This window comes from Fictibacillus halophilus (assembly GCF_042680145.1).
GTDB classification, from domain to species: Bacteria; Bacillota; Bacilli; order Bacillales; family Fictibacillaceae; genus Fictibacillus; species Fictibacillus halophilus_A.
In genome coordinates this window covers 38,474-60,552 of sequence record NZ_JBHTNQ010000002.1, presented here as the reverse complement: position 1 = coordinate 60,552, position 22,079 = coordinate 38,474, and the positions used below count along the sequence as shown (strand labels likewise).

The following is a 22,079-nucleotide window of genomic DNA, read 5'->3' as shown; positions in this document are numbered from 1 at the left end:
GTTCCCATACCGAACACGGAAGTTAAGCTCTTCAGCGCCGATGGTAGTTGGGGGTCTCCCCCTGTTAGAGTAGGACGTCGCTAGGCAATGAGGAAGATGGATGAATATCCATCTTCTTTTTTTTGTATTTAAATCAAAAAAGCACCGTTATTTGATCAAAACAAGAAAGATAAGCCCTTGTCTGTAAAATTATACGCTCGTGGTTCTATGGAAAGCTGCTTATATAGCTGTTTTTTATAATAAGAGAAGGTGCACAGCATGAAACGAATCTGCAGTTTGAGCGAACAGGACACCATTCTGAGCGTAAAACGATGATTCTGAGCGCAACTCGGTGATTTTGAGCGAAGAGAGGGTAATCTTGAGCGAACGTGTAACAAATAAAAGAACACGTACCGTAAAAGCTTAAAGCACTTACTCTAGCCTATTTTATGCTTGACCATTAAGGATCAACATAAATAAATAAATAAATAAATAAGGTAGAAGATGTAAACCATCTCCCTTCAGAGCACTTTTGTCGAAAAGTCTATAAATGAAAAATTACAGCTTAAAAAGTAAGATTTAGAGCCTAGAAAATTTAATTACGGTCTATAAATCCAAATTACCGCCTAGAAAATAAAATTACGGCCTGAACAGACTTTACCCCTAATAAACCTCTCAGCAGAAAACCCAACAATATCGTCAAATGCTGCGCCAATCAGAAACTCACCTCCATCCATCTCCACAATATCCCCTGGCTTTACTCAACCAGCAACACATCCAATCCAATCCCATCCAAAAACCCTCACCAGCAAATCCTATCAAAACAAATCCAAAACCAACATCTTTTCGACAGAATCATACAGGTTAAAGCACGACTCATGAGGCAATAATGGAGGCATAGAGATTTGCATTTTCGGAAAAAACCAGGCTATAATAAGGGTATAGTCAAAGTTAGTCAAAGTCAGAAGGGGGAGGGGAAATGAGGAATATTTCAGATGTGATTGAAAATTATTTAAAGCAAATTCTCTCAAGCACAAACGATTTGGCCATCGAGATTAAACGGACAGATATTGCTGAAAGGTTTCAATGCGTACCTTCTCAAATAAATTATGTAATCAACACGAGATTTACGGTTGAAAAAGGATTTGTGGTGGAAAGTAAAAGAGGTGGAGGCGGTTATATCCGGATCATGAAAGTTCGAACCGAGAGCTCCGCACATCTTATCGATCACTTAACAACCTTGATTGGTGAAAGGATATCACAAGGTAACGCAGAAAATGTAATTAAGAGACTATTGGAAGAAAACATTGTCCGTGAACGTGAAGCAAGGCTGATGTTAAGCGTTATGGATCGTTCCATCTTAAAGCTGAATCTTCCGGATAGAGATGAATTGCGAGCAGAACTTTTAAAAGCTATGATAAAAACTTTAAAATATAGAACCACATAGCCCTTTTTTTCATTCTATATAAAGGGAGGGAGCAGAATGAATTGTGAAGAATGCCATGAACGTGAAGCGTCATTGCATTTTACTAAGATCATAAATGGTGAGAAAACAGAATTTCACATTTGTGAACATTGTGCTAAAGAAAAAGGAGAATTCCTGCCGGGGTCGAATTCCTTTTCCATTCACCAATTGCTTTCTGGTCTTCTGCATGGTGATGGACATGTTCCGAACACACCATCATCTAACTTTATTCCGCCATCATTAGCTTGTGAAAAATGTGGAATGAGTTATTATCAGTTTGCTAAAATTGGCCGCTTTGGATGTGATAATTGCTATAAAGCTTTTGAATCCAAATTAAATCCTATCTTTAAACGGGTTCATGGCGGCAATACATTGCATGCGGGGAAAATCCCATTACGGGCAGGAAGCAGCATTCAAGAAAAAAAGCAGCTTCAGCAATTAAAGCAAGCCATGCAGCAGTATATATTAAATGAGGAATTCGAAAAGGCTGCTGAAACAAGAGATGAAATAAGAGAGATTGAGCACCGCTTGCAGCAGGGGAGGGATACGTAAACTTATGTCTCTAGAGCGATTTATCAGTGATGCCATCAGTCCCTGGATGAAAAGGGAAGGACCGGAATCAGATATTGTTCTCTCAAGCCGTGTCCGACTTGCAAGAAATCTTCAGCAGTTTGTTTTTCCTATCGCAGCAGACAAAGAATCTGCTCATGAGGTGATTTCATCTATTTCTTCTTTCATAAATGAAGAAAAGGATGTACCAGATGCAGAAAATTTGGAAATGCTGGTAATGGAAGAGTTAAAACCGATTCAAAAAAGGGTACTTGTTGAGAAACACCTTATAAGTCCAAATCTTGCTGAACAGGCAAAATACGGGGCGGTGCTTATGAATGAGGATGAGTCAGTCAGCATCATGCTAAATGAGGAAGACCATATCCGCATTCAATGCTTAGCACCAGGTTTTCAACTCGAAGAAGTGCTTCATAAAGCAAATGTAATCGATGATTTTATTGAAAGAAATGCAGATTACGCATTCGATGAAAAGCGAGGTTATTTAACGAGCTGTCCGACTAACGTAGGAACAGGACTTAGAGCCTCGGTTATGATGCATCTCCCCGCTTTGGTTCTGACAAAGAAGATGAGCCGTATTATTCCGGCGATTAATCAGCTTGGATTAGCCGTTAGAGGAATATATGGGGAAGGAACAGAAGCGCAGGGGAACATTTTTCAGATTTCAAATCAGATGACACTAGGCAAGTCAGAAGAGGATATAATGGAAGATCTAGCTGGTGTCGTCATGCAGGTTATTCAGCAAGAACGTGCTGCCAGAAAACAGCTGCAGGATGGTTTGAAACTACAGCTTGAAGATAAGTTATACCGTTCATTGGGAACATTGGAAAACAGCAGGATTATCCAATCAAAAGAAGCTGCCAAATGCTTATCAGATGTAAGGCTTGGCATCGACTTAGAAATCTTGCCTGGTATTTCGAAAACAATCTTAAATGAACTTATGATACTTACACAACCAGGTTTTCTTCAACAATATGCAGGTGAAGTTCTAACTCCAGACGAACGTGACATAAGAAGAGCCACTTTAATCAGAGAAAGAATAAAATTGGAAAACCGATAAGGAGCGTGAAGGGTATGATGTTTGGCCGTTTTACAGAGCGAGCTCAAAAAGTATTAGCGTTAGCACAAGAAGAAGCAATTCGATTAGGTCATAACAATGTGGGAACTGAGCATATTTTGTTAGGATTGATCAGGGAAGGCGAGGGTATTGCGGCAAAGGCTCTCCAAGTACTTGGTTTAGGACCTGAAAAAATTCAAAAAGAAGTGGAAACGTTAATCGGCCGTGGACAGGAAGCTGTTCAAACGATTCATTATACACCGCGTGCTAAAAAGGTGATTGAGCTTTCAATGGACGAAGCTCGTAAATTAGGACACTCGTATGTTGGAACAGAACATATTTTATTAGGATTAATCCGTGAAGGTGAAGGCGTAGCAGCAAGAGTATTGAACAACCTTGGTGTGAGTCTGAACAAGGCGCGTCAGCAAGTGCTTCAATTGCTAGGAAGCAATGAATCTTCTTCCAGCCATAGAGGTTCATCTGCCAGCGCAAATACACCGACACTAGACAGCTTAGCTCGCGATCTGACAGCAATTGCACGTGATGGTTCACTTGACCCTGTTATAGGGCGTGCGAAGGAAATACAGCGTGTTATCGAAGTATTAAGCCGCCGTACGAAAAACAACCCTGTGCTGATTGGGGAGCCTGGTGTAGGTAAAACGGCGATTGCTGAAGGCTTAGCACAGCAGATCATTAATAATGAGGTGCCAGAAACACTTCGCGATAAGCGAGTTATGACGCTTGATATGGGTACTGTTGTTGCGGGTACAAAATACAGAGGTGAATTTGAGGACCGACTGAAAAAGGTAATGGATGAAATTCGCCAGGCTGGCAATATCATTCTGTTCATTGACGAACTTCACACATTGATTGGTGCAGGCGGAGCAGAAGGTGCGATCGATGCATCTAACATTTTAAAACCTGCTCTTGCCCGTGGTGAGCTTCAATGTATTGGTGCTACAACACTTGATGAATATAGAAAGTATATTGAAAAAGACGCTGCGCTTGAACGCCGCTTCCAGCCGATAACGGTTAATGAGCCAACGAAGGATGAAAGCATCCAGATTCTCCAAGGGCTTCGTGACCGCTATGAGGCTCACCACCGTGTAACCATCACGGATGAGGCGATCGAAGCATCTGTTTCATTATCTGACCGCTATATCTCAGACCGTTTCTTGCCGGATAAAGCGATCGACTTAATTGACGAAGCTGCATCAAAAGTACGTCTTCGTTCTTACACAGCTCCGCCAAACTTAAAAGAACTCGAGCAAAAGCTTGAAGAAGTCCGTAAAGAAAAGGACGCAGCTGTTCAAAGTCAGGAGTTTGAAAAAGCAGCGTCATTGCGTGATTCAGAACAGCGTCTTCGTGAAGAGCTTGAAAAGACGAAGGACGTTTGGAAAGAAAAACAAGGAAAAGAAAATACAGAAGTTACGCCTGAAGATATCGCGCAAGTTGTATCTTCGTGGACGGGAGTGCCGGTTTCTAAACTTGCAGAAGAAGAAACAGAACGCCTGCTGAAGATGGAAGAAATTCTTCATGACCGCGTAATCGGCCAGTCCGAAGCGGTAACGGCTATTTCAAAAGCTATCCGAAGAGCTCGTGCAGGATTGAAAGATCCTAAGCGTCCGATTGGTTCGTTCATATTCTTAGGACCGACTGGTGTTGGTAAAACGGAGCTTGCTAGAGCTGTTGCTGAAACACTTTTCGGAGATGAAGATGCGATTATCCGCATCGACATGTCTGAGTACATGGAGAAGCATACAACCTCAAGACTTGTTGGATCTCCTCCAGGTTATGTCGGGCATGAAGAAGGCGGACAGTTAACAGAGAAAGTAAGAAGAAAGCCTTACTCTGTTATCTTGCTTGACGAAATTGAAAAAGCACATCCAGAAGTATTCAACATTCTGCTTCAAGTGCTCGAAGATGGGCGTCTGACAGATTCTAAAGGACGTACTGTCGACTTCCGCAATACGGTTGTGATCATGACATCAAACGTTGGTGCGAGCACGTTAAAGCGCAACCGTTCACTAGGTTTTGCTGTTCATAATGAAGGACAGAAATACAACGATATGAAGTCTAAAGTAATGGATGAATTAAAGCGCGCGTTCCGTCCAGAGTTCTTAAACCGTATCGATGAAATCATTGTCTTCCATTCTCTAGAGAAAGAGCACTTATTAAGAATTGTAGGTCTCATGGCAGATTCCTTGAAGAAGCGTCTGAGTGATCAAGGCATTGAGATTGAGCTTAGTCAGGCTGCACTAGAGAAGATTACAGAAGAAGGATATGACCCTGATTATGGAGCTCGTCCGCTTAGAAGAGCGCTTCAGCGTAAAATCGAGGATAGATTGTCTGAAGAACTGCTAAAAGGAAATATCAACAAAGGGCAAACGGTTAAAATTGACGTTGAAGAGAACGACTTTGTTGTTGAAACGGTGTAACTTAATGAATTAACAGACCGGTTTTGGCCGGTGAAAAAGAGTAAAAGAGAATATCTTGCAAAAAAACCCGGAAGGCAGTCATGTCCTCCGGGTTTTTGTCGAAATAATTCTTACGTTTCGTCCTTTTTTGCAGAGCGTAAATGGAAAGAGTTGTTAGGTTTTATGTTATGATATTATTGAGTAAATTTTTTTATTTATAGCATTTAACTGTTTAATATATAAAAGCTTCGGATTGTATAAATAGCATGTTTTTAAGGTGTGAAGTTTGGAAGAGGAGTTTTTTTAGATGGCGAAAGTAAAATCAATCTTTCTGTGCCAGGATTGCGGTTATGAGTCTCCAAAATGGATGGGGAAATGTCCAGGATGCCAGGCGTGGAATACGATGGTGGAAGAAACCATCCGTCCTGAAAAGAATGTAAGAGGGCTTAGTTCTGGAGACTCAAATCTTAAGCAGAAACCACAGTCGATTGTGGAAGTTAAAAGTGAGCAGGAACCTCGTATTCCTACAAATTATCAGGAGTTTAACCGTGTTTTAGGCGGAGGGATTGTTCCAGGCTCTTTAGTTTTAGTTGGCGGAGATCCGGGAATCGGAAAATCAACACTTCTCCTTCAGACATCAGCACAGCTTGCTCAAAAAGGAGAACGTGTTCTCTACATATCTGGTGAAGAATCTGTTAAACAAACAAAGTTAAGAGCGGACAGACTCGAAATCGCTGCGAAGGATTTGTTTGTATTAGCTGAAACGGATTTGGAACTGATAGAGCAGGCAATGGCTGACGTTATGCCATCTGTAATGATCATTGATTCCATTCAAACCGTTTATCGGTCTGAAGTAACTTCAGCACCAGGAAGTGTTTCGCAAGTAAGAGAATGTACATCGCATTTAATGAGAATGGCGAAAACAAAAGGAATTGCAATATTTATCGTTGGACATGTTACAAAAGAAGGTGCAATTGCCGGACCTCGCCTTTTGGAGCACATGGTAGACGCTGTGCTTTATTTTGAAGGTGAAAGACACCATACTTTCCGTATCTTAAGAGCAGTTAAGAACCGTTTTGGATCAACGAACGAGATTGGTGTTTTTGAGATGAAGGAAGAAGGATTGGAAGAAGTATTGAATCCTTCTGAAATTTTCTTAGAAGAACGTTCAAAAGGGGCAGCCGGCTCTACAGTTGTAGCTTCACTTGAAGGAACGCGGCCGATGCTTGTTGAGCTTCAGGCACTTATTTCGCCGACCAGTTTTGGAAACCCTAGGAGAATGGCTACCGGCATCGATCATAACCGTGTATCGCTATTGATGGCTGTTTTAGAGAAAAGAGTCGGATTGCTGCTGCAGAATCAAGATGCTTATTTAAATGTCGCAGGCGGAGTGAGGCTCGATGAACCTGCGATTGATCTTGCTGTTGCGATCAGCATCGCATCAAGCTTCAGAGATGCACCGACAAAACCTACGGATGTAATGATCGGAGAAATTGGCTTAACGGGAGAAGTGCGAAGGGTTTCCCGTATTGAACAACGAGTACATGAAGCAGCAAAGCTAGGATTTACGCGTGCTATTATACCTGATAAAAATATCGGCGGCTGGACTGTTCCAAAAGGAATAAAAGTCGTTGGTGTATCTACCGTTTATGAGGCATTACAAGCAGCGTTAGGAGGGTAAAGCATATTATGGATCATGCGATTAAAGAAGCGATCATTAGTCAGATGCTGCAGCTTGTTGCCCCCGGAACACCGCTTCGGGAAGGCATCGATAACGTATTGCGCGCAAATACAGGCGGTCTGATTGTTGTTGGCTATAATGATAAAATAAAAGAGATTGTCGATGGCGGTTTTTCGATAAACTGCAAGTATTCACCTGCTTCTCTATACGAGCTTGCAAAGATGGACGGAGCCATCATTTTGAATGAAGATGCAGTGAAGATATTATTCGCGAACACGCAGCTTATTCCCGATACTGTTATTCCTTCAACGGAAACGGGAATCCGGCATAGAACGGCTGAGCGTGTTGCGCGTCAGACAGGAAACCTTGTAATCTCTATTTCACAGCGCCGTAACGTAATCACGCTTTATCAAGGAATGATTCGTTATTCCTTGAAAGAAATCGGCGTCATATTAACGAAAGCGAATCAGGCGATACAGACGCTTGAAAAATATAAAGTAGTCTTTGATCAAAGTGTGACCAATCTCGGTGCACTTGAATTTGAAGAACTTGTGACTTTCCAGGAAGTTACACAAGTTATTCACAGAATTGAAATGGTTTTACGCATAAAAAATGAGATAATTAAATATGTTAATGAACTTGGAGTTGAAGGCAGGCTGATCAGAATTCAGATGGAAGAGCTTGTCTCAAATATCGAAGAAGAAGCCTTGCTTTTGATTAAAGATTATATGAAAGACGATGAAAGCGATCCTTATGCGATACTTCGCCAGCTCAATAAGCTTTCAAGCGAAGAATTATTTGATGAGTCCGTTATTATGAAACTTTTAGGCTTCTCAGCCGGTATGAATATGCAGGATGAAACCATTCATCCGCGCGGATACCGTATTCTTGCGAAAATACCAAGACTGCCAACTGTTATTATCGAAAACTTAACAGATGCATTTGAAAATCTCCCGCAAATTTTGCGTGCTTCAATTGATGAGTTGGACGAGGTTGAAGGAATTGGTGAAATTCGTGCAAGAAAAGTAAAAGAAGGATTAAAACGAATTCAGGAACAGCTTTTTGTAGATCGTCATATTTAAATCGTTTAACTTAGGAGAAACGAGAAGTTTGAGGCGGCGAAGTTCTGTAGTCGCGGAGTGTATATGGATAAATGAGCAACGGAAGAACAAAGACAACGAAGAAATTCGATGATTATCGTAAGTTAAAAAATATGCATTTCTACGTTTCAAATCTATTATTTTGTAAATAATGATTAGGGGAGGTGAATCAGGCATGCTAAAAAGAATTGTTCAATTGTTTTTTATAGTGATTGGGGGCATGCTGGGCTATCTATATATTCCAGATTTAATTCGTGTTCTTAACTTCGGTGATCTGCCGACTCAAGTAACATCCCCATATGTCGGGGCAGTAATTGGTGCACTTATACTATTTTTATCTACATTTTGGCTGTCAGATTACGTAGTAGGATTAATTCGCTGGGCAGAGGAAACGGTTGTTAAAGCCCCTGCAACTGATCTTTTATCGGGTACGATGGGACTTATCATTGGATTGATTGTTGCATTCTTAATCCAGTCGCCGCTAAGCAGCATGGATATCGTTGTTGTAAGTTCAATTCTGCCGATTGCTATCACTTTTTTACTTGGATACCTTGGATTCCAGGTAGGATTCAAAAAGAGAGATGAATTAATTCAGCTCTTCTCACTGAACCGCCAAGGCAAAGAGAAGAAGAAAGAAGCAGAACCTGAAAAGGCAAGAGGGATATATAAGATTCTCGATACGAGTGTTATTATTGATGGTCGTGTTGCAGATATCTGTCAAACTGGTTTTCTGGAAGGTCCGCTGATCATTCCTCGATTCGTTTTGGAAGAGTTGCAGTATATTGCAGATTCTTCAGATGTTTTGAAACGTAATAGAGGCCGCCGCGGATTGGATATCTTAAACCGTATCCAAAAAGAGCTGTCTATGAAAGTGGAGATCTATGAGGGTGACTTTGAAGAAGTTACCGAAGTAGACAGCAAACTTGTAAAGCTTGCACAGCTTTTAACAGGCGTAGTCGTTACGAATGATTTTAATCTTAATAAAGTATGTGAGCTGCAGAATGTTGCGGTTCTTAACATTAATGATCTTGCTAACGCGGTAAAACCTGTTGTTCTTCCTGGTGAAGAGCTGGTTGTTCAAGTGATTAAAGATGGTAAAGAGCAAAATCAAGGTGTTGGCTATCTCGATGACGGAACGATGATCGTTGTTGAGGATGGACGAGACTATATCGGAAAAACGATCGATGTAGTTGTTACGTCTGTACTTCAAACGTCAGCGGGCCGAATGATTTTTGCTAAAAAAAAGCTGCTAGAAAAAGCATTGTAATGAACGGTGGGGAAAGCACGTGAATTATTGGACAGTAATTCCTGCGGCCGGACAAGGCAAAAGAATGAATGCTGGTATTTCAAAGCAATGGATCGAGCTCTTAGGGAGCCCGGTTCTCAAGCTTACACTGGATGTTTTTGAGAAAGACCCGGCTTGTTCGGGTATCGTTCTTGTCGGCAGTGAGCGGGAATTAAAACAGATGCAAGATTTTGTACAAACATTCCAATATACAAAAGTGCGCCAAATCGTTCCAGGCGGAAGTGAACGGCAGCAAAGTGTATATGAGGGTCTCAAACAAGTTCCAGAAGATACAGAGCTTGTCCTCATACATGATGCTGCACGACCTTTTATTACGCATCACCATATTAGCCAGCTCGTTGAAAATGCGGCTGAAACAGGTTCTGCTGTTTTAGCTGTACCCGTAAAGGATACGGTAAAGCGGGCTGTACAAAATCAGGTGGAAGAAACGATCGACCGTTCCAGCTTGTGGGCTGTTCAAACCCCGCAAGCTTTTCGTCTTTCTATTGTAAAAGATGCGCATGAAAAAGCTGCCGCCGATCATTATCTTGGAACGGATGATGCGAGCCTCGTAGAACGAATTGGACATACAGTCACTATTGTAATGGGAGACTATCATAATATAAAATTAACTACGTCTGATGACTTGTTGTTTGGACAAGCCATTTTGTTGGATAGACAGGGGGAAAAAGCATGATGCGCATCGGTCAGGGTTTTGATGTTCATGCATTTTGTGAAGGACGGCCTTTAATTATTGGCGGAGTTACGATACCTTATGAAAAAGGACTTTTAGGACATTCTGATGCAGACGTTCTTCTGCATGCGGTAACAGACGCATTGCTTGGAGCTGCAGGTGAAGGGGATATTGGCAAACACTTTCCTGACACAGATCCTGCCTACAAGGGTGCGGATTCAAAACGTTTATTATTAGATTCTTGGAAGCTTGTAGAGAAAAAAGGTTACCGTTTAGGAAATATAGATTGCACGATTATCGCCCAAAAGCCTAAAATGCTTCCTTACATTGAAGAGATGAGAACCGTTATTGCGGGTATTTTTGAAGTTGATGCCGATCAAGTCAATGTGAAGGCGACCACGACAGAAAAATTAGGTTTTCCAGGAAGAGAAGAAGGAATTGCCGCACAAGCGGTTGTTTTAATCGAGAAGAAAGATTAATAAATAACTACTATTTAGAGGTGAAACTAAGATGGCAAACGAAGTTCGAGTACGTTATGCACCAAGTCCTACAGGACATTTACATATAGGTAATGCACGTGCAGCTCTTTTTAATTATTTATATGCACGCCACACTGGCGGGAAATTTATTATCAGAATTGAAGACACTGACCAAAAGCGAAATATTCAGGGTGGTGAGGAAAGTCAGCTGAACCATCTGAAATGGCTTGGTATGGATTGGGACGAAAGCGTTGATATCGGCGGAGATTTTGGTCCATACCGTCAAATGGAGCGCTTAGATCTTTATAAAAAATATACGGATGAGCTTCTTTCAAAAGAACTAGCTTATAAGTGCTATTGTACCGAAGAAGAACTGGAAGCTTCCCGTGAAGAACAGATGGCAAAGGGTGATACACCTGTTTATGACGGGCGCTGCCGCAATCTTTCAGATGAAGAGCGTGCTGCATTAGAAGCGGAGGGACGCAAGCCTAGTATTCGTTTCTTAGTTCCTCAAGACCGTACAATTACGTTTGATGATATGGTAAAAGGAGAAGTTTCCTTTGAATCAAGCGGGTTTGGCGATTTTGTTATCGTGAAAAAGGACGGAATACCAACGTATAACTACGCGGTAGTTATCGATGATCACGATATGGCAATTTCTCATGTATTAAGAGGAGATGACCATATTTCAAATACACCAAAGCAGCTTTTGATCTACGATGCTTTAGGCTTTGAACAGCCTAAGTTTGGCCACACGACGCTTATCGTAAACGAAAACCGCAAAAAGTTAAGCAAACGTGACGAGTCTATCGTTCAATTCATTGAGCAGTATAAGGATCTAGGTTATCTTCCTGAAGCGCTGTTTAACTTTATCGCATTATTAGGATGGTCACCGGGCGGAGAAGAGGAAATCTTCAGCCGTGAAGAGTTTATTGAGATTTTTGATCCGAACCGCTTATCAAAGGCACCTGCCGTTTTCGATACGCAAAAGCTTGAATGGCTGAACAACCAGTATATGAAGAAGCAGGACGTTGAAAGAATCGTTGACCTTTGCATGCCCCATCTTATAAAAGCAGGAAGAATCTCTGAAAACCCAAGTGGCCAAGAGCAAGAGTGGGTAACACGCCTTGTAGCTCTCCACCAGGAAAAAATGAGCTATGGTGCTGAAATCGTAGATCTTACCGAGCTTTTCTTTAAAGAAGAGATTGAATACGAAGGGGAAGCCCTAGAAGTTCTTCAAGGCGAGGGTGTTTCATCTGTTATGGAAGCTTTCTTAAGCCAGGTTGAAAACAGTGAATCGTTTGAAGCAGAAGATATTAAATCGATGATGAAGGCAGTACAAAAGGAAACAGGACAAAAAGGGAAGAACTTATTCATGCCTATCCGTGTTGCGACAACAGGACAGACGCATGGTCCAGATCTGCCGGCAGCGGTTTCTCTTTTAGGGAAAGACGTTATCGTAAAACGCCTAAATGCTGTGATCGCGAAAATTAATAAGTAATAAAAGTACACATTTTGCAAAGATTATAATATAGTAAAAGAAACTTATTTTTAAAGACTAAAACGCAGATGAGGAAAGTAGGCTGGCGCCTTTTCATATTAGAGAGAACCATCACCGGCTGAAAGTGGTTTATGAGAAATGCCTGCTGAAGTGCCCCTCGGAGTCTCGTGCTGAAACAGAAGTAGGCATGGGCGGTAACTCCCCGTTACGGAGATTAAGGGAACAGGTAATATAATGTTTTTGATTTACCTGTTAAACAGAGTGGAACCGCGTCTAATTCAGCGTCTCTGTGTCATTCGGCACAGGGGCGTTTTTTATTTTTGATTCTTTTCTAAAAGGTTGTTGCTGGATAGCTTTTATAAAACTTCGAAGCAGTTGATTGGAGCGTAAGGTGCGAGACTCCTGGGGGATCAGCGGGACAGGTGAGACTCCTAAGGGTGCAAGGCGCCGAGGAGGCTCACCGCACGCCCAGCGGAAAGCGAGCGCCTGGAGCGGAAATCAACCCCCTCACAGATAGCAACAAAGCTTAAGAAAAATGCTTTACTTTTTTAATTTTTTTAGCAAGGAGGTTGGGAAGCGTGTTTTCAGCCATGAAGGAAGATATTAAGGTTGTATTTGAAAAAGATCCAGCCGCAAGAAGTTCATTGGAAGTGATCTTAACGTATTCAGGATTGCATGCTGTATGGGCACACAGACTGGCACATAAGTTATTTAAGCGCAATTTGCTGTTTTTAGCCCGTGTGATCTCTCAGATCAGCCGATTTTTCACCGGCATTGAAATCCATCCTGGAGCTCAAATCGGAAAAAGATTCTTTATCGATCACGGTATGGGAGTCGTAATCGGGGAGACATGTATCATCGGCAATGATGTGACAATCTATCAAGGTGTTACACTTGGCGGAACCGGAAAAGAAAAAGGAAAACGGCACCCGACATTAGAGGATCATGTTCTCGTTGCTACAGGTGCGAAGGTGTTAGGGAATATTACAATCGGTAAAAACTCAAAAGTAGGAGCGGGGTCAGTTGTTCTACAAAACGTACCGCCTAACGCAACAGTTGTTGGTATACCAGGGAAAGTCGTAATTAAAGACGGGATCAAAGTGGGCTGTGAACTAGACCACCGCGATTTGCCAGACCCGGTAGCCGATAAATTCAGAGAAATGCAGCTCGAAATGAAGAAGTTATGTGAAGAATTGGAAAGAATGAAAAGAGGGAGTGAATCTAAATGAGCATTAAAATTTTTAATACGATGACACGCCAAAAAGAACCGTTTGTACCGTTAGAAGAAGGCAAAGTAAAAATGTATGTATGCGGACCGACTGTATACAATTACATTCACATCGGCAATGCCCGTCCTGCTATCGTATTTGATACAGTCAGAAGATATCTGGAATACAGAGGGTATGATGTTCAGTTCATCTCCAACTTTACGGATGTTGATGACAAGCTGATTAGAGCAGCTAACGAAATGGGCAGTGATGTTCCGACGATTGCAGAAAAGTTCATCAATGCTTATCACGAGGATACGTGCGCACTCGGAGTTCAGAAAGCAGATGCGCATCCGCGTGTAACAGAAACGATTCCGGAGATTATTGAGTTCATCGAGAACTTGATAAATAAAGGATTTGCATATGAAGCTTCAGGTGATGTTTATTTTAAAACACGTTCGTTTGACGGCTACGGGAAGCTTTCTCATCAATCCATTGATGACCTGAAGTCTGGAGCAAGGATTGAAATCGGAGAGAAAAAAGAAGATCCGCTTGATTTTGTATTATGGAAAGCTGCGAAAGAAGGGGAGATCTACTGGGAAAGTCCTTGGGGCAAAGGCCGCCCTGGGTGGCATATTGAATGTTCGGCTATGGCAAAAAAATATCTTGGTGATTCCATCGATATTCATGGAGGCGGACAGGACCTTGCATTCCCGCATCATGAAAACGAGATTGCACAATCAGAGGCATTAAATGAAGCTCCGATGGCTAAGTATTGGATGCATAATGGGTATATTAATATTGATAATGAAAAAATGTCCAAATCCCTGGGCAATTTCGTACTCGTTCACGACCTTGTTAAAGAACAGGATCCGCAAGTTATCCGCTTCTTTATGCTAGCTGTTCACTACCGCAATCCGATTAACTTCAGCCAGGAACTGCTGGATGTTGCAGAAACAAGCTTAAACAGAATCAGAACAGCTTATGAAAACTTGAAGCACCGTCTAACAGTTACAGCTGATTTAGCAGAAGACATTGAAAAATGGACAAAAGTAATCGAGGACACAAGAGCGAAGTTTATCACAGATATGGACGACGATTTTAATACAGCTAACGCGATCTCCATCCTGTTCGATTTTTCGAAAGAAGCTAACGTTTACTTGCAGGAAAAGAACACTTCAAAAGCTGTCATTACTGATTTCATTCATTTATTTGATGAGCTTGCAGGAGTATTAGGATTGACGCTACAAAAAGAAGAAGAGCTTTTAGACGAACAGATCGAAGCTCTTATCGAAGAAAGAAACAAGGCGCGCAAAGAAAAGAACTTTTCCCGTGCCGATGAAATTCGTGATCTGTTAAAAGAGCAGAACATCATCCTTGAAGATACCGCACAAGGTGTTCGGTGGAAAAGAGATAAGTAAATGAGACTATCTGATGCAGACATAAAACAACTGAATGGAACCACGCTTGCTTATATGGGAGATGCGGTCATGGAGCAATTCGTGCGTGAGCATCTCATACGCAACGGACAGGTCAAACCAAATAAGCTTCATGTATCGGCAACAAAATTTGTATCCGCGAAAGCCCAGGCAGGCATGGTCGTTCAATTGCTGGAAGAAAACTTTTTTACAGTAGAAGAAGTTGCAGTCATTAAACGCGGACGCAACGCCAATCAAGGAACGGTTCCGAAAAATACGGATGTACAGACATACAGGCATGCAACGAGCTTTGAGGCGATTATCGGATACTTATATCTTCTGAACGAGCATGAACGGCTCAAAGCATTAATGGAAACTGTTTTACCAGACAAACAAGATTGAGAGGGGGAAGGCTGAAGATGAGTGAAGAAAAAGAACAAGAACTGATAATAGGCAGAAATCCGGTAATGGAGGTACTGCGCTCCGGCCGTGATATTAATAAAATTTTTGTGGGTGAAGGTTCCCAAAAAGGACCGGTTAGCACGATTGTTTCAATGGCTAAAAAACAAAATGTACTCGTTCAATATGTTCCAAAACAAAAACTCGACTCTCTTAGCGGAGGCGGAAATCACCAAGGAGTTATCGCTGGTGTAGCTGCCTACACATATGCTGATATCGATGATTTGTTTAAACTTGCGGAGGAACGTGGTGAAGAGCCCTTCTTTATTTTATTAGACGAGCTTGAAGATCCACATAATTTAGGTTCGATCATGCGTACCGCTGATGCTGTTGGAGCACATGGGATCATTATTCCTAAAAGAAGATCTGTAGGTTTAACGGCAACAGTTGCAAAGGCATCTACAGGTGCGATTGAATACATTCCGGTTGTGCGTGTAACAAACCTTGTGCAGACGATAAAAGACCTGAAAGAAAGAGGTATGTGGTTTGCCGGAGCAGATATGAAAGGCAAAGATGATTACCGTCAGGCGAAATGGGACATGCCTTTAGGCCTCGTAATTGGAAGTGAAGGAAAAGGAATGGGAAGACTCGTTTCAGAAACGTGTGATTTTCTAGTCCAGCTGCCAATGAAGGGTAAGGTTACATCTCTTAATGCATCTGTTGCTGCCAGTCTGTTAATGTATGAGGTCTACCGCAACCGCTATCCGCTAGAATTGAAAAAATGAGAACACGCCAATATTTGATTGTTGACGGATACAACATCATTGGCGCATGGCCCGAACTTCGGGGCTTAAAAACTTCTGATTTTGCAAAAGCTAGAGATCTGCTGATTGAAAATATGGCAGAATACCAGGGTTCGACAGGGCATCAAGTAATCGTAGTATTTGATGCCCATCTCTCGCCTGGCACAGAAAAAAAGACAAAAAATTATCGGGTGGAAGTTATTTTCACACGGGAAAATGAAACAGCGGATGAGCGGATTGAACGGCTGGTTGGTGAATTGAAATCGATAGACACACGTATATACGTTGCGACTTCTGACTCCACCGAACAATGGCAGATATTTGGAAAAGGTGCTCTAAGAAAATCTGCTAGAGAGTTAAAGAACGAAATGGATGAGATTCAGAAAGAGATTCATGTCTCCGTAGGCGAGAGAAAACGACGACAAAGCTCTTCCTCTATACATCTTTCGGATGAAATTGCCGAAATATTTGAAAGATGGAGAAGAGGGCAAAAATAAGGAATGTTGACGCTTTTGTGAACTATGAAGTATAATATTGCTATATTTTGCCGGTAAAAACCTGGTCGGGGGGATTGTCGTGAACATAGATCTCAAGGAACTGTCAGTAAGCGATTACGAGCTAATGGAAGATGAAAGCCTTGTGGAACTGGTTCATGAGGGAGACAGCGCAGCGTTAGAATATTTAATCAATAAATATAAAAACTTTGTTCGTGCCAAAGCGAGATCATACTTTTTAATCGGAGCAGACCGTGAAGATATTATCCAAGAAGGTATGATTGGACTTTATAAAGCAATTCGTGATTTTAAAGAGGACAAGCTGTCATCCTTTAAAGCTTTTGCCGAACTCTGTATTACAAGGCAAATGATTACTGCTATTAAAACGGCAACAAGACAAAAGCATATTCCGTTGAATTCATATGTATCATTGGACAAGCCCATCTACGATGAAGAGTCCGATCGTACACTAATGGATGTTATTTGTGGTACAAAAGTCACTGACCCAGAAGAGCTCATTATCAATCAGGAAGAATTTGATGATATTGAGGTGAAGATGGGTGAGATTTTAAGTGACCTGGAACGCAAGGTTCTTATGCTGTACCTTGACGGAAGATCATATCAGGAAATCTCAGTGGATCTCGACAGACATGTGAAATCAATTGATAACGCACTGCAGAGAGTGAAGCGTAAATTAGAGCGGTATTTAGAACTTAGAGAAATAACTTCTTAAAAGCAGGGGAGATCTCCTGCTTTTTCTTTTGGCTATTTTTGTGATGCAATTTTACGGTACGTGTTCTTATATTTATTACACGTTCGCTCAGAATCTCTGAGTTACGCTCAAAAACGTCGAGTTACGCTCAAAATTCTCTCGTTGCGCCCAAACTGCCTGTCGTTTCGCTCAAAATCTTCCTTTTTCGCTCAAAGGAGACCGAAATAGCAATAACAGGCTAAAAGTCCTGTCAATTAGAAGGGCTTTTTTAGCTTTTTCCCTTTATTGACAAGCTTATACCCCTATGTTAATGTTTTAAAAGTAACATTGTAACGTGGATGAGTGGGTTTGTCGCACGAAAGGTGTTTATTTAGCATGAGAAAAAAAGTATTTTTAGCCTGTAAACAATGCTCAAAACGGAATTATACAACGATGAAGAACCAGCAAAACAATCCTGAACGAGTCGAGGTTAAGAAGTTTTGCAGCTACTGCAACGCTCATACCATTCACCAGGAAACGAAGTAAGCGAGCAAGCTTTTTTATAAATGTTTGAATGATTAAAGGCATGGGGGTTTATGAAGATGGCGGATGTTGCAGAAAAGACAAAGAAATCACCAGCAAAGTTTCTTTCTGATGTTAATAAGGAAATGAAGCGCGTTAGCTGGCCTAAGCGAAAAGAACTGTTTCGCTATACGGGGATTGTACTGTCAACTGTTGTAATTATGGCTTTGTTCTTCTGGGTTGTGGATCTAGGGATTTCACAAATCGTAGAGCTTATTTTAGGGTAGATTAGATACATCTTCTTTTGGATAGAATGCTAGAGTATTATCCATTTTAGGAGGGAAAGGACACGGGTCCCATCGTATGGAAAAAAATTGGTACGTAGTTCATACCTATTCAGGTTATGAAAACAAGGTAAAAGCAAACTTGGAAAAACGTTTAGAATCTATGGGGATGACAGATAAAATTTTCCGTGTACTTGTACCTGTAGAAGAAGAGACCGAAACAAAGAACGGCAAGACAAAAACAAGCATGAAAAAAGTTTTCCCTGGTTATGTATTGACAGAAATGATCATGACTGATGATTCATGGTACGTTGTACGTAATACGCCGGGTGTAACTGGATTTGTCGGTTCTGCTGGTGCGGGTTCAAAACCAACGGCGCTATTGCCTGAGGAAGTAGAACATATTCTTAAAGGTATGGGTATGGAAGCGCCGCGCGTTGAAGTGGATTTCGAAATTAAGGAATCTGTAAAAGTGAAAGAAGGTCCTTTTGCTGACTTTGTTGGAACGATTGAAGAGATCGATGCAACAAAACGCAAGCTGAAGGTTCACGTAAATATGTTCGGCCGTGAAACACCTGTTGAACTCGAGTTTAACCAAGTCAGCAAGTTAAGTTAACAGTAATAATGGAAAAAGACTTGTAATCACCACCAAAAGGTGATAGAATTTTTTATGTTTGATATTTCTAATCAACTGCTTCTTCTCATTTAGGAGGGGAAGCGTATTTTTGAGTGGGAGGGTTTCGGCCCATAATACCACATCACGGACTTAAGGAGGTGTGTCGCGTGGCTAAAAAGGTTATTAAGATGGTAAAGCTTCAAATCCCTGCTGGTAAAGCAAACCCGGCACCGCCAGTTGGACCTGCACTAGGACAAGCTGGGGTAAACATCATGGGATTCTGTAAAGAATTCAACGCTCGTACTGCTGATCAAGCTGGTTTAATCATTCCGGTTGAAATCACGGTTTTCGAAGACCGTTCATTTACATTTATCACTAAAACTCCTCCAGCTGCTGTTCTTTTAAAGAAAGCTGCGGGAATCGAGTCAGGTTCAGGTGAGCCAAACAAGAAAAAAGTTGCGACTGTAAAGCGTGATAAAGTTCGCGAAATCGCAGAAACAAAAATGCCTGACCTAAACGCTGCTAGTGTTGAAGCTGCAATGCGTATGGTTGAAGGTACAGCGCGTAGCATGGGAATCGTTATCGAAGACTAATTCCATGCCTGATGTTTATTAGGTTGCGAGTAAATGGATGGGATCCTGCCGTTAACGGTTCGCAACCTTTATTCATGCAAAGCGTTTGAATTGTGCTTTGAAAAGAGTGCAATAAGTGGGAGGAATATCCGCTAAACCACATAAGGAGGACAAAACAAATGGCAAACAAAGGTAAGAAGTACCAAGAAGCGGCTAAATTAGTAGACCGCACGAAAGCATATGAGCCTGCAGAGGCTATTGAGCTAGTTAAGAAAGCTGCTCCTGCTAAGTTTGACGAGTCTGTAGAAGTTGCAATTCGTTTAGGAGTAGACACTAAGAAAGCTGACCAGCAAGTTCGTGGAGCAGTAGTGCTTCCAAACGGAACTGGTAAAACTCAGCGTGTATTAGTTTTCGCTAAAGGCGAAAAAGCGAAGGAAGCGGAAGCTGCTGGAGCAGATCACGTTGGAGATTCTGACTACATCAACAAAATCCAACAAGGCTGGTTCGAGTTCGACGTAATCGTTGCAACTCCAGACATGATGGCTGAAGTTGGTAAACTTGGACGTGTTTTAGGACCTAAAGGCTTAATGCCAAACCCTAAAACAGGAACAGTTACATTTGAAGTTGAAAAAGCGATTAACGAAATCAAAGCTGGTAAAGTAGAATACCGTGTTGATAAAACTGGTAACGTACACGTTCCAATCGGTAAAGTATCTTTCGAAGCTGATAAGCTTGCAGAAAACCTTTCAACAATCATCGAAACATTGTTAAAAGTTAAGCCTGCAGCTGCAAAGGGAACTTACATGAAGAATGTAGCTATCTCTTCTACTATGGGACCTGGGATCAAAGTTAATCCAACTTCTTTCTCTGTAAAACGATAGTTGACAAACGGGTTTTAACCCGTTATATTATATACTGTTAAACACAAATGCATCAGATGAATGCCGTAGACAGCAGGAGCCATCAGGCTTAAAACTTTCCTGCCGAGGTGAAGCATCGATAAGCTCATTAGTATGTTACTTATGACTTTTAGATACTCACGCCTCCATGTCTCGACATGGAGGCTTTGTTTTTGAAACAAAACCTGCGGTGATGCAATCATTTTACAGGAGGTGTAATAATGAGCAGCATTTTAGAATCAAAAAAGCAAGTAGTATCCACGATCTCTGAAAAGTTACAAAATAGCCAATCGACTATTCTTGTTGATTATCGTGGACTTACTGTTGCTGAGGTTACTGAACTTCGTAAGTCATTGCGTGAAGCTGGTATCGAGTTTAAGGTATACAAGAACTCAATGGTAGTCCGCGCTGCTGAAGAAAATAACCTTAACGAATTATCAGAACACTTAACTGGTCCTACAGCGATCGCATTCTCAAATGAAGATGTTGTAGCTCCTGCTAAGATCCTTAACGACTTCGCTAAGAAGCACGAGGCTCTTGAAATCAAAGCTGGTGTAATCGAAGGACGCATCGCGTCTCTAGAAGAAGTTAAAGCTCTTGCTGAACTTCCTTCAAGAGAAGGTCTTCTTTCAATGGTACTCAGCGTGCTTCAAGCACCTATCCGCAACTTTGCGTTGGCTACTAAGGCTGTTGCTGAACAAAAAGAAGAACAAGGCGCATAAGCTGATTCTTCATCCAATAACTTACATTCCATAAGGAGGAAATTAAAATGTCAAAAGAACAAATCATTGAAAGCCTAAAAACAATGACTGTTTTAGAGCTTAACGATCTAGTTAAAGCAATCGAAGAAGAGTTTGGTGTAACTGCTGCTGCTCCTGTAGCTGTAGCTGGTGGAGCTGCTGGTGGAGACGCTGCAGCTGAAAAGACTGAATTCGACGTAATTCTTGCAAGCGGTGGAGCTTCAAAAATTAAAGTTATCAAAGTTGTTCGTGAACTTACAGGTCTTGGACTTAAAGAAGCGAAAGAACTTGTTGACGGTGCTCCAAAGCCAGTTAAAGAAGGCGTATCCAAAGAAGAAGCTGAAGAAATCAAAGCTAAGCTTGAAGAAGTTGGAGCTTCTGTTGAAGTTAAGTAATTCAAAAGAAAAGGTTCGCCCGATGGCGGACCTTTTTGCTTGTTTTACTGTCTGAAAGTACGAAATTCGTACTGATCGGGAATACTGTCTTTATCAGATGGTAAGGAGAGTTGTTTAAATGAAAAACCATTACTATTCAGAAACACCTGGGACAGAGAGCAAAAGGGAAACATGGGAATTTGAATTAAAAGGCGGAAAATTTAAATTCACGACTGATTCTGGAGTTTTTTCAAAAAAAGAAGTAGATTTCGGAAGCCGTGTTTTAATAGATTCTTTTATTCCTCCAGAAGTACCAGGTGATTATATAGATGTAGGCTGCGGATATGGTCCGATCGGACTTTCGCTTGCAAAAGCAGAACCCGGCCGAACTGTACAAATGATTGATATCAACGAACGTGCAATAGAACTTGCGAAACTAAATGCACAGCAAAACAAAATAGAAAATGTAAAGATTAAAAAAAGCTATTTGTTTGCTGAAGTAGAAGATGCCGACTTCGCTGCCGTCATCACAAACCCGCCGATTCGGGCTGGGAAGGCAGTTGTTCATCAGATTTTTGAAGATGCTCATAAAAAACTCCGCACTGGAGGCGAGTTATGGGTAGTTATTCAAAAAAAGCAAGGTGCACCTTCTGCAATGGATAAAATAGAAGAATTATTCGGGCAGGTTGAAACGGCCGCAAAGAAAAAAGGTTATTATATTTTGCGTGCAATAAAAGTTTGACTTGATAAAACCCGTATGATAGTATTATAAAATGCCAATGGATTCGCATTTTCCTGCTTATTTTTCGTGGTAAGCGAAAAAACGTTGATATA

24 protein-coding genes, 1 rRNA gene and 2 other annotated features are annotated in these 22,079 nt (G+C 41.4%); all 25 genes read left to right on the top strand.

Going from position 1 to position 22,079, the window contains the following annotated elements; all coding sequences use genetic code 11:
• Positions 1 to 86: ribosomal RNA gene (gene rrf / locus ACFQ4X_RS16925) — 5S ribosomal RNA — on the top strand; the annotation flags it as partial.
• 872 nt (positions 87 to 958) lie between these two features.
• On the top strand, positions 959 to 1,426 hold the full coding sequence (locus ACFQ4X_RS16920) for a CtsR family transcriptional regulator (protein ID WP_066285464.1): 468 nt from the start codon (positions 959 to 961) through the stop codon (positions 1,424 to 1,426).
• Positions 1,427 to 1,462: 36 nt separating this feature from the next.
• Positions 1,463 to 1,996 (top strand): UvrB/UvrC motif-containing protein, encoded by a 534-nt coding sequence (locus tag ACFQ4X_RS16915; RefSeq protein WP_066285466.1) that lies wholly within the window; start codon positions 1,463 to 1,465, stop codon positions 1,994 to 1,996.
• 4 nt (positions 1,997 to 2,000) lie between these two features.
• Positions 2,001 to 3,071 carry a protein arginine kinase gene (locus tag ACFQ4X_RS16910; RefSeq protein WP_379837299.1) on the top strand — a complete coding sequence of 357 codons (1,071 nt, stop codon included), beginning with the start codon at positions 2,001 to 2,003 and terminating at the stop codon, positions 3,069 to 3,071.
• Positions 3,072 to 3,085: 14 nt separating this feature from the next.
• The gene (clpC, locus tag ACFQ4X_RS16905; protein WP_379837297.1) at positions 3,086 to 5,506 is read left to right on the top strand and encodes an ATP-dependent protease ATP-binding subunit ClpC; all 2,421 of its coding nucleotides are present in this window, start codon (positions 3,086 to 3,088) and stop codon (positions 5,504 to 5,506) included.
• Between the two features lie 286 nt (positions 5,507 to 5,792).
• The gene (gene radA, locus ACFQ4X_RS16900) at positions 5,793 to 7,166 is read left to right on the top strand and encodes a DNA repair protein RadA (RefSeq protein ID WP_379837295.1); all 1,374 of its coding nucleotides are present in this window, start codon (positions 5,793 to 5,795) and stop codon (positions 7,164 to 7,166) included.
• An 8-nt stretch (positions 7,167 to 7,174) separates the two neighbouring features.
• Entirely contained in the window at positions 7,175 to 8,248 is a 1,074-nt protein-coding gene (gene disA, locus ACFQ4X_RS16895) for a DNA integrity scanning diadenylate cyclase DisA (RefSeq protein ID WP_379837293.1), read from the top strand.
• A gap of 193 nt (positions 8,249 to 8,441) precedes the next feature.
• Complete coding sequence (locus ACFQ4X_RS16890; protein WP_379837291.1) at positions 8,442 to 9,533, top strand: PIN/TRAM domain-containing protein; 1,092 nt, start codon at positions 8,442 to 8,444, stop codon at positions 9,531 to 9,533.
• Positions 9,534 to 9,552: 19 nt separating this feature from the next.
• Complete coding sequence (ispD, locus tag ACFQ4X_RS16885; protein ID WP_379837289.1) at positions 9,553 to 10,248, top strand: 2-C-methyl-D-erythritol 4-phosphate cytidylyltransferase; 696 nt, start codon at positions 9,553 to 9,555, stop codon at positions 10,246 to 10,248.
• Complete coding sequence (gene ispF / locus ACFQ4X_RS16880; RefSeq protein ID WP_379837287.1) at positions 10,245 to 10,724, top strand: 2-C-methyl-D-erythritol 2,4-cyclodiphosphate synthase; 480 nt, start codon at positions 10,245 to 10,247, stop codon at positions 10,722 to 10,724. Before ispD ends, ispF begins: the two co-directional genes overlap by 4 nt.
• Positions 10,725 to 10,755: 31 nt before the next feature.
• The gene (gene gltX, locus ACFQ4X_RS16875) at positions 10,756 to 12,225 is read left to right on the top strand and encodes a glutamate--tRNA ligase (RefSeq protein WP_379837285.1); all 1,470 of its coding nucleotides are present in this window, start codon (positions 10,756 to 10,758) and stop codon (positions 12,223 to 12,225) included.
• Between the two features lie 56 nt (positions 12,226 to 12,281).
• Positions 12,282 to 12,517: a binding site (T-box leader), on the top strand.
• A gap of 286 nt (positions 12,518 to 12,803) precedes the next feature.
• Positions 12,804 to 13,454, top strand: coding sequence for a serine O-acetyltransferase (gene cysE / locus ACFQ4X_RS16870; RefSeq protein WP_379837283.1), 651 nt, complete (start codon positions 12,804 to 12,806; stop codon positions 13,452 to 13,454).
• On the top strand, positions 13,451 to 14,854 hold the full coding sequence (gene cysS, locus ACFQ4X_RS16865) for a cysteine--tRNA ligase (RefSeq protein ID WP_379837281.1): 1,404 nt from the start codon (positions 13,451 to 13,453) through the stop codon (positions 14,852 to 14,854). Before cysE ends, cysS begins: the two co-directional genes overlap by 4 nt.
• Positions 14,855 to 15,253: a Mini-ribonuclease 3 gene (locus ACFQ4X_RS16860; RefSeq protein ID WP_379837279.1), complete on the top strand. Its 399-nt coding sequence runs from the start codon at positions 14,855 to 14,857 to the stop codon at positions 15,251 to 15,253.
• Positions 15,254 to 15,270: 17 nt separating this feature from the next.
• A complete protein-coding gene (gene rlmB / locus ACFQ4X_RS16855; protein WP_379837277.1) occupies positions 15,271 to 16,035 on the top strand; it encodes a 23S rRNA (guanosine(2251)-2'-O)-methyltransferase RlmB in 765 nt (254 codons plus the stop codon).
• Positions 16,032 to 16,550, top strand: a complete 519-nt coding sequence (locus tag ACFQ4X_RS16850) for an NYN domain-containing protein (RefSeq protein WP_379837275.1) — start codon at positions 16,032 to 16,034, stop codon at positions 16,548 to 16,550. Before rlmB ends, ACFQ4X_RS16850 begins: the two co-directional genes overlap by 4 nt.
• A gap of 79 nt (positions 16,551 to 16,629) precedes the next feature.
• A complete protein-coding gene (gene sigH / locus ACFQ4X_RS16845; protein WP_066285495.1) occupies positions 16,630 to 17,280 on the top strand; it encodes an RNA polymerase sporulation sigma factor SigH in 651 nt (216 codons plus the stop codon).
• Positions 17,281 to 17,634: 354 nt separating this feature from the next.
• Positions 17,635 to 17,784 (top strand): 50S ribosomal protein L33, encoded by a 150-nt coding sequence (gene rpmG / locus ACFQ4X_RS16840; protein ID WP_077365486.1) that lies wholly within the window; start codon positions 17,635 to 17,637, stop codon positions 17,782 to 17,784.
• A gap of 56 nt (positions 17,785 to 17,840) precedes the next feature.
• Positions 17,841 to 18,047 (top strand): preprotein translocase subunit SecE, encoded by a 207-nt coding sequence (gene secE, locus ACFQ4X_RS16835; RefSeq protein WP_066285497.1) that lies wholly within the window; start codon positions 17,841 to 17,843, stop codon positions 18,045 to 18,047.
• Positions 18,048 to 18,123: 76 nt separating this feature from the next.
• Positions 18,124 to 18,660, top strand: a complete 537-nt coding sequence (gene nusG / locus ACFQ4X_RS16830) for a transcription termination/antitermination protein NusG (protein WP_066285499.1) — start codon at positions 18,124 to 18,126, stop codon at positions 18,658 to 18,660.
• A 167-nt stretch (positions 18,661 to 18,827) separates the two neighbouring features.
• Positions 18,828 to 19,253 (top strand): 50S ribosomal protein L11, encoded by a 426-nt coding sequence (gene rplK / locus ACFQ4X_RS16825; RefSeq protein WP_066238005.1) that lies wholly within the window; start codon positions 18,828 to 18,830, stop codon positions 19,251 to 19,253.
• Positions 19,254 to 19,411: 158 nt separating this feature from the next.
• Positions 19,412 to 20,113: a 50S ribosomal protein L1 gene (gene rplA, locus ACFQ4X_RS16820; protein WP_379837272.1), complete on the top strand. Its 702-nt coding sequence runs from the start codon at positions 19,412 to 19,414 to the stop codon at positions 20,111 to 20,113.
• A 45-nt stretch (positions 20,114 to 20,158) separates the two neighbouring features.
• Positions 20,159 to 20,312 (top strand) — a sequence feature (ribosomal protein L10 leader region).
• Between the two features lie 40 nt (positions 20,313 to 20,352).
• Positions 20,353 to 20,853 (top strand): 50S ribosomal protein L10, encoded by a 501-nt coding sequence (gene rplJ / locus ACFQ4X_RS16815; RefSeq protein WP_379837270.1) that lies wholly within the window; start codon positions 20,353 to 20,355, stop codon positions 20,851 to 20,853.
• Between the two features lie 47 nt (positions 20,854 to 20,900).
• Positions 20,901 to 21,266 (top strand): 50S ribosomal protein L7/L12, encoded by a 366-nt coding sequence (gene rplL, locus ACFQ4X_RS16810; RefSeq protein ID WP_379837268.1) that lies wholly within the window; start codon positions 20,901 to 20,903, stop codon positions 21,264 to 21,266.
• 118 nt (positions 21,267 to 21,384) lie between these two features.
• A complete protein-coding gene (locus ACFQ4X_RS16805; protein WP_379837266.1) occupies positions 21,385 to 21,987 on the top strand; it encodes a class I SAM-dependent methyltransferase in 603 nt (200 codons plus the stop codon).
• The last annotated feature ends 92 nt before the right edge of the window (positions 21,988 to 22,079 follow it).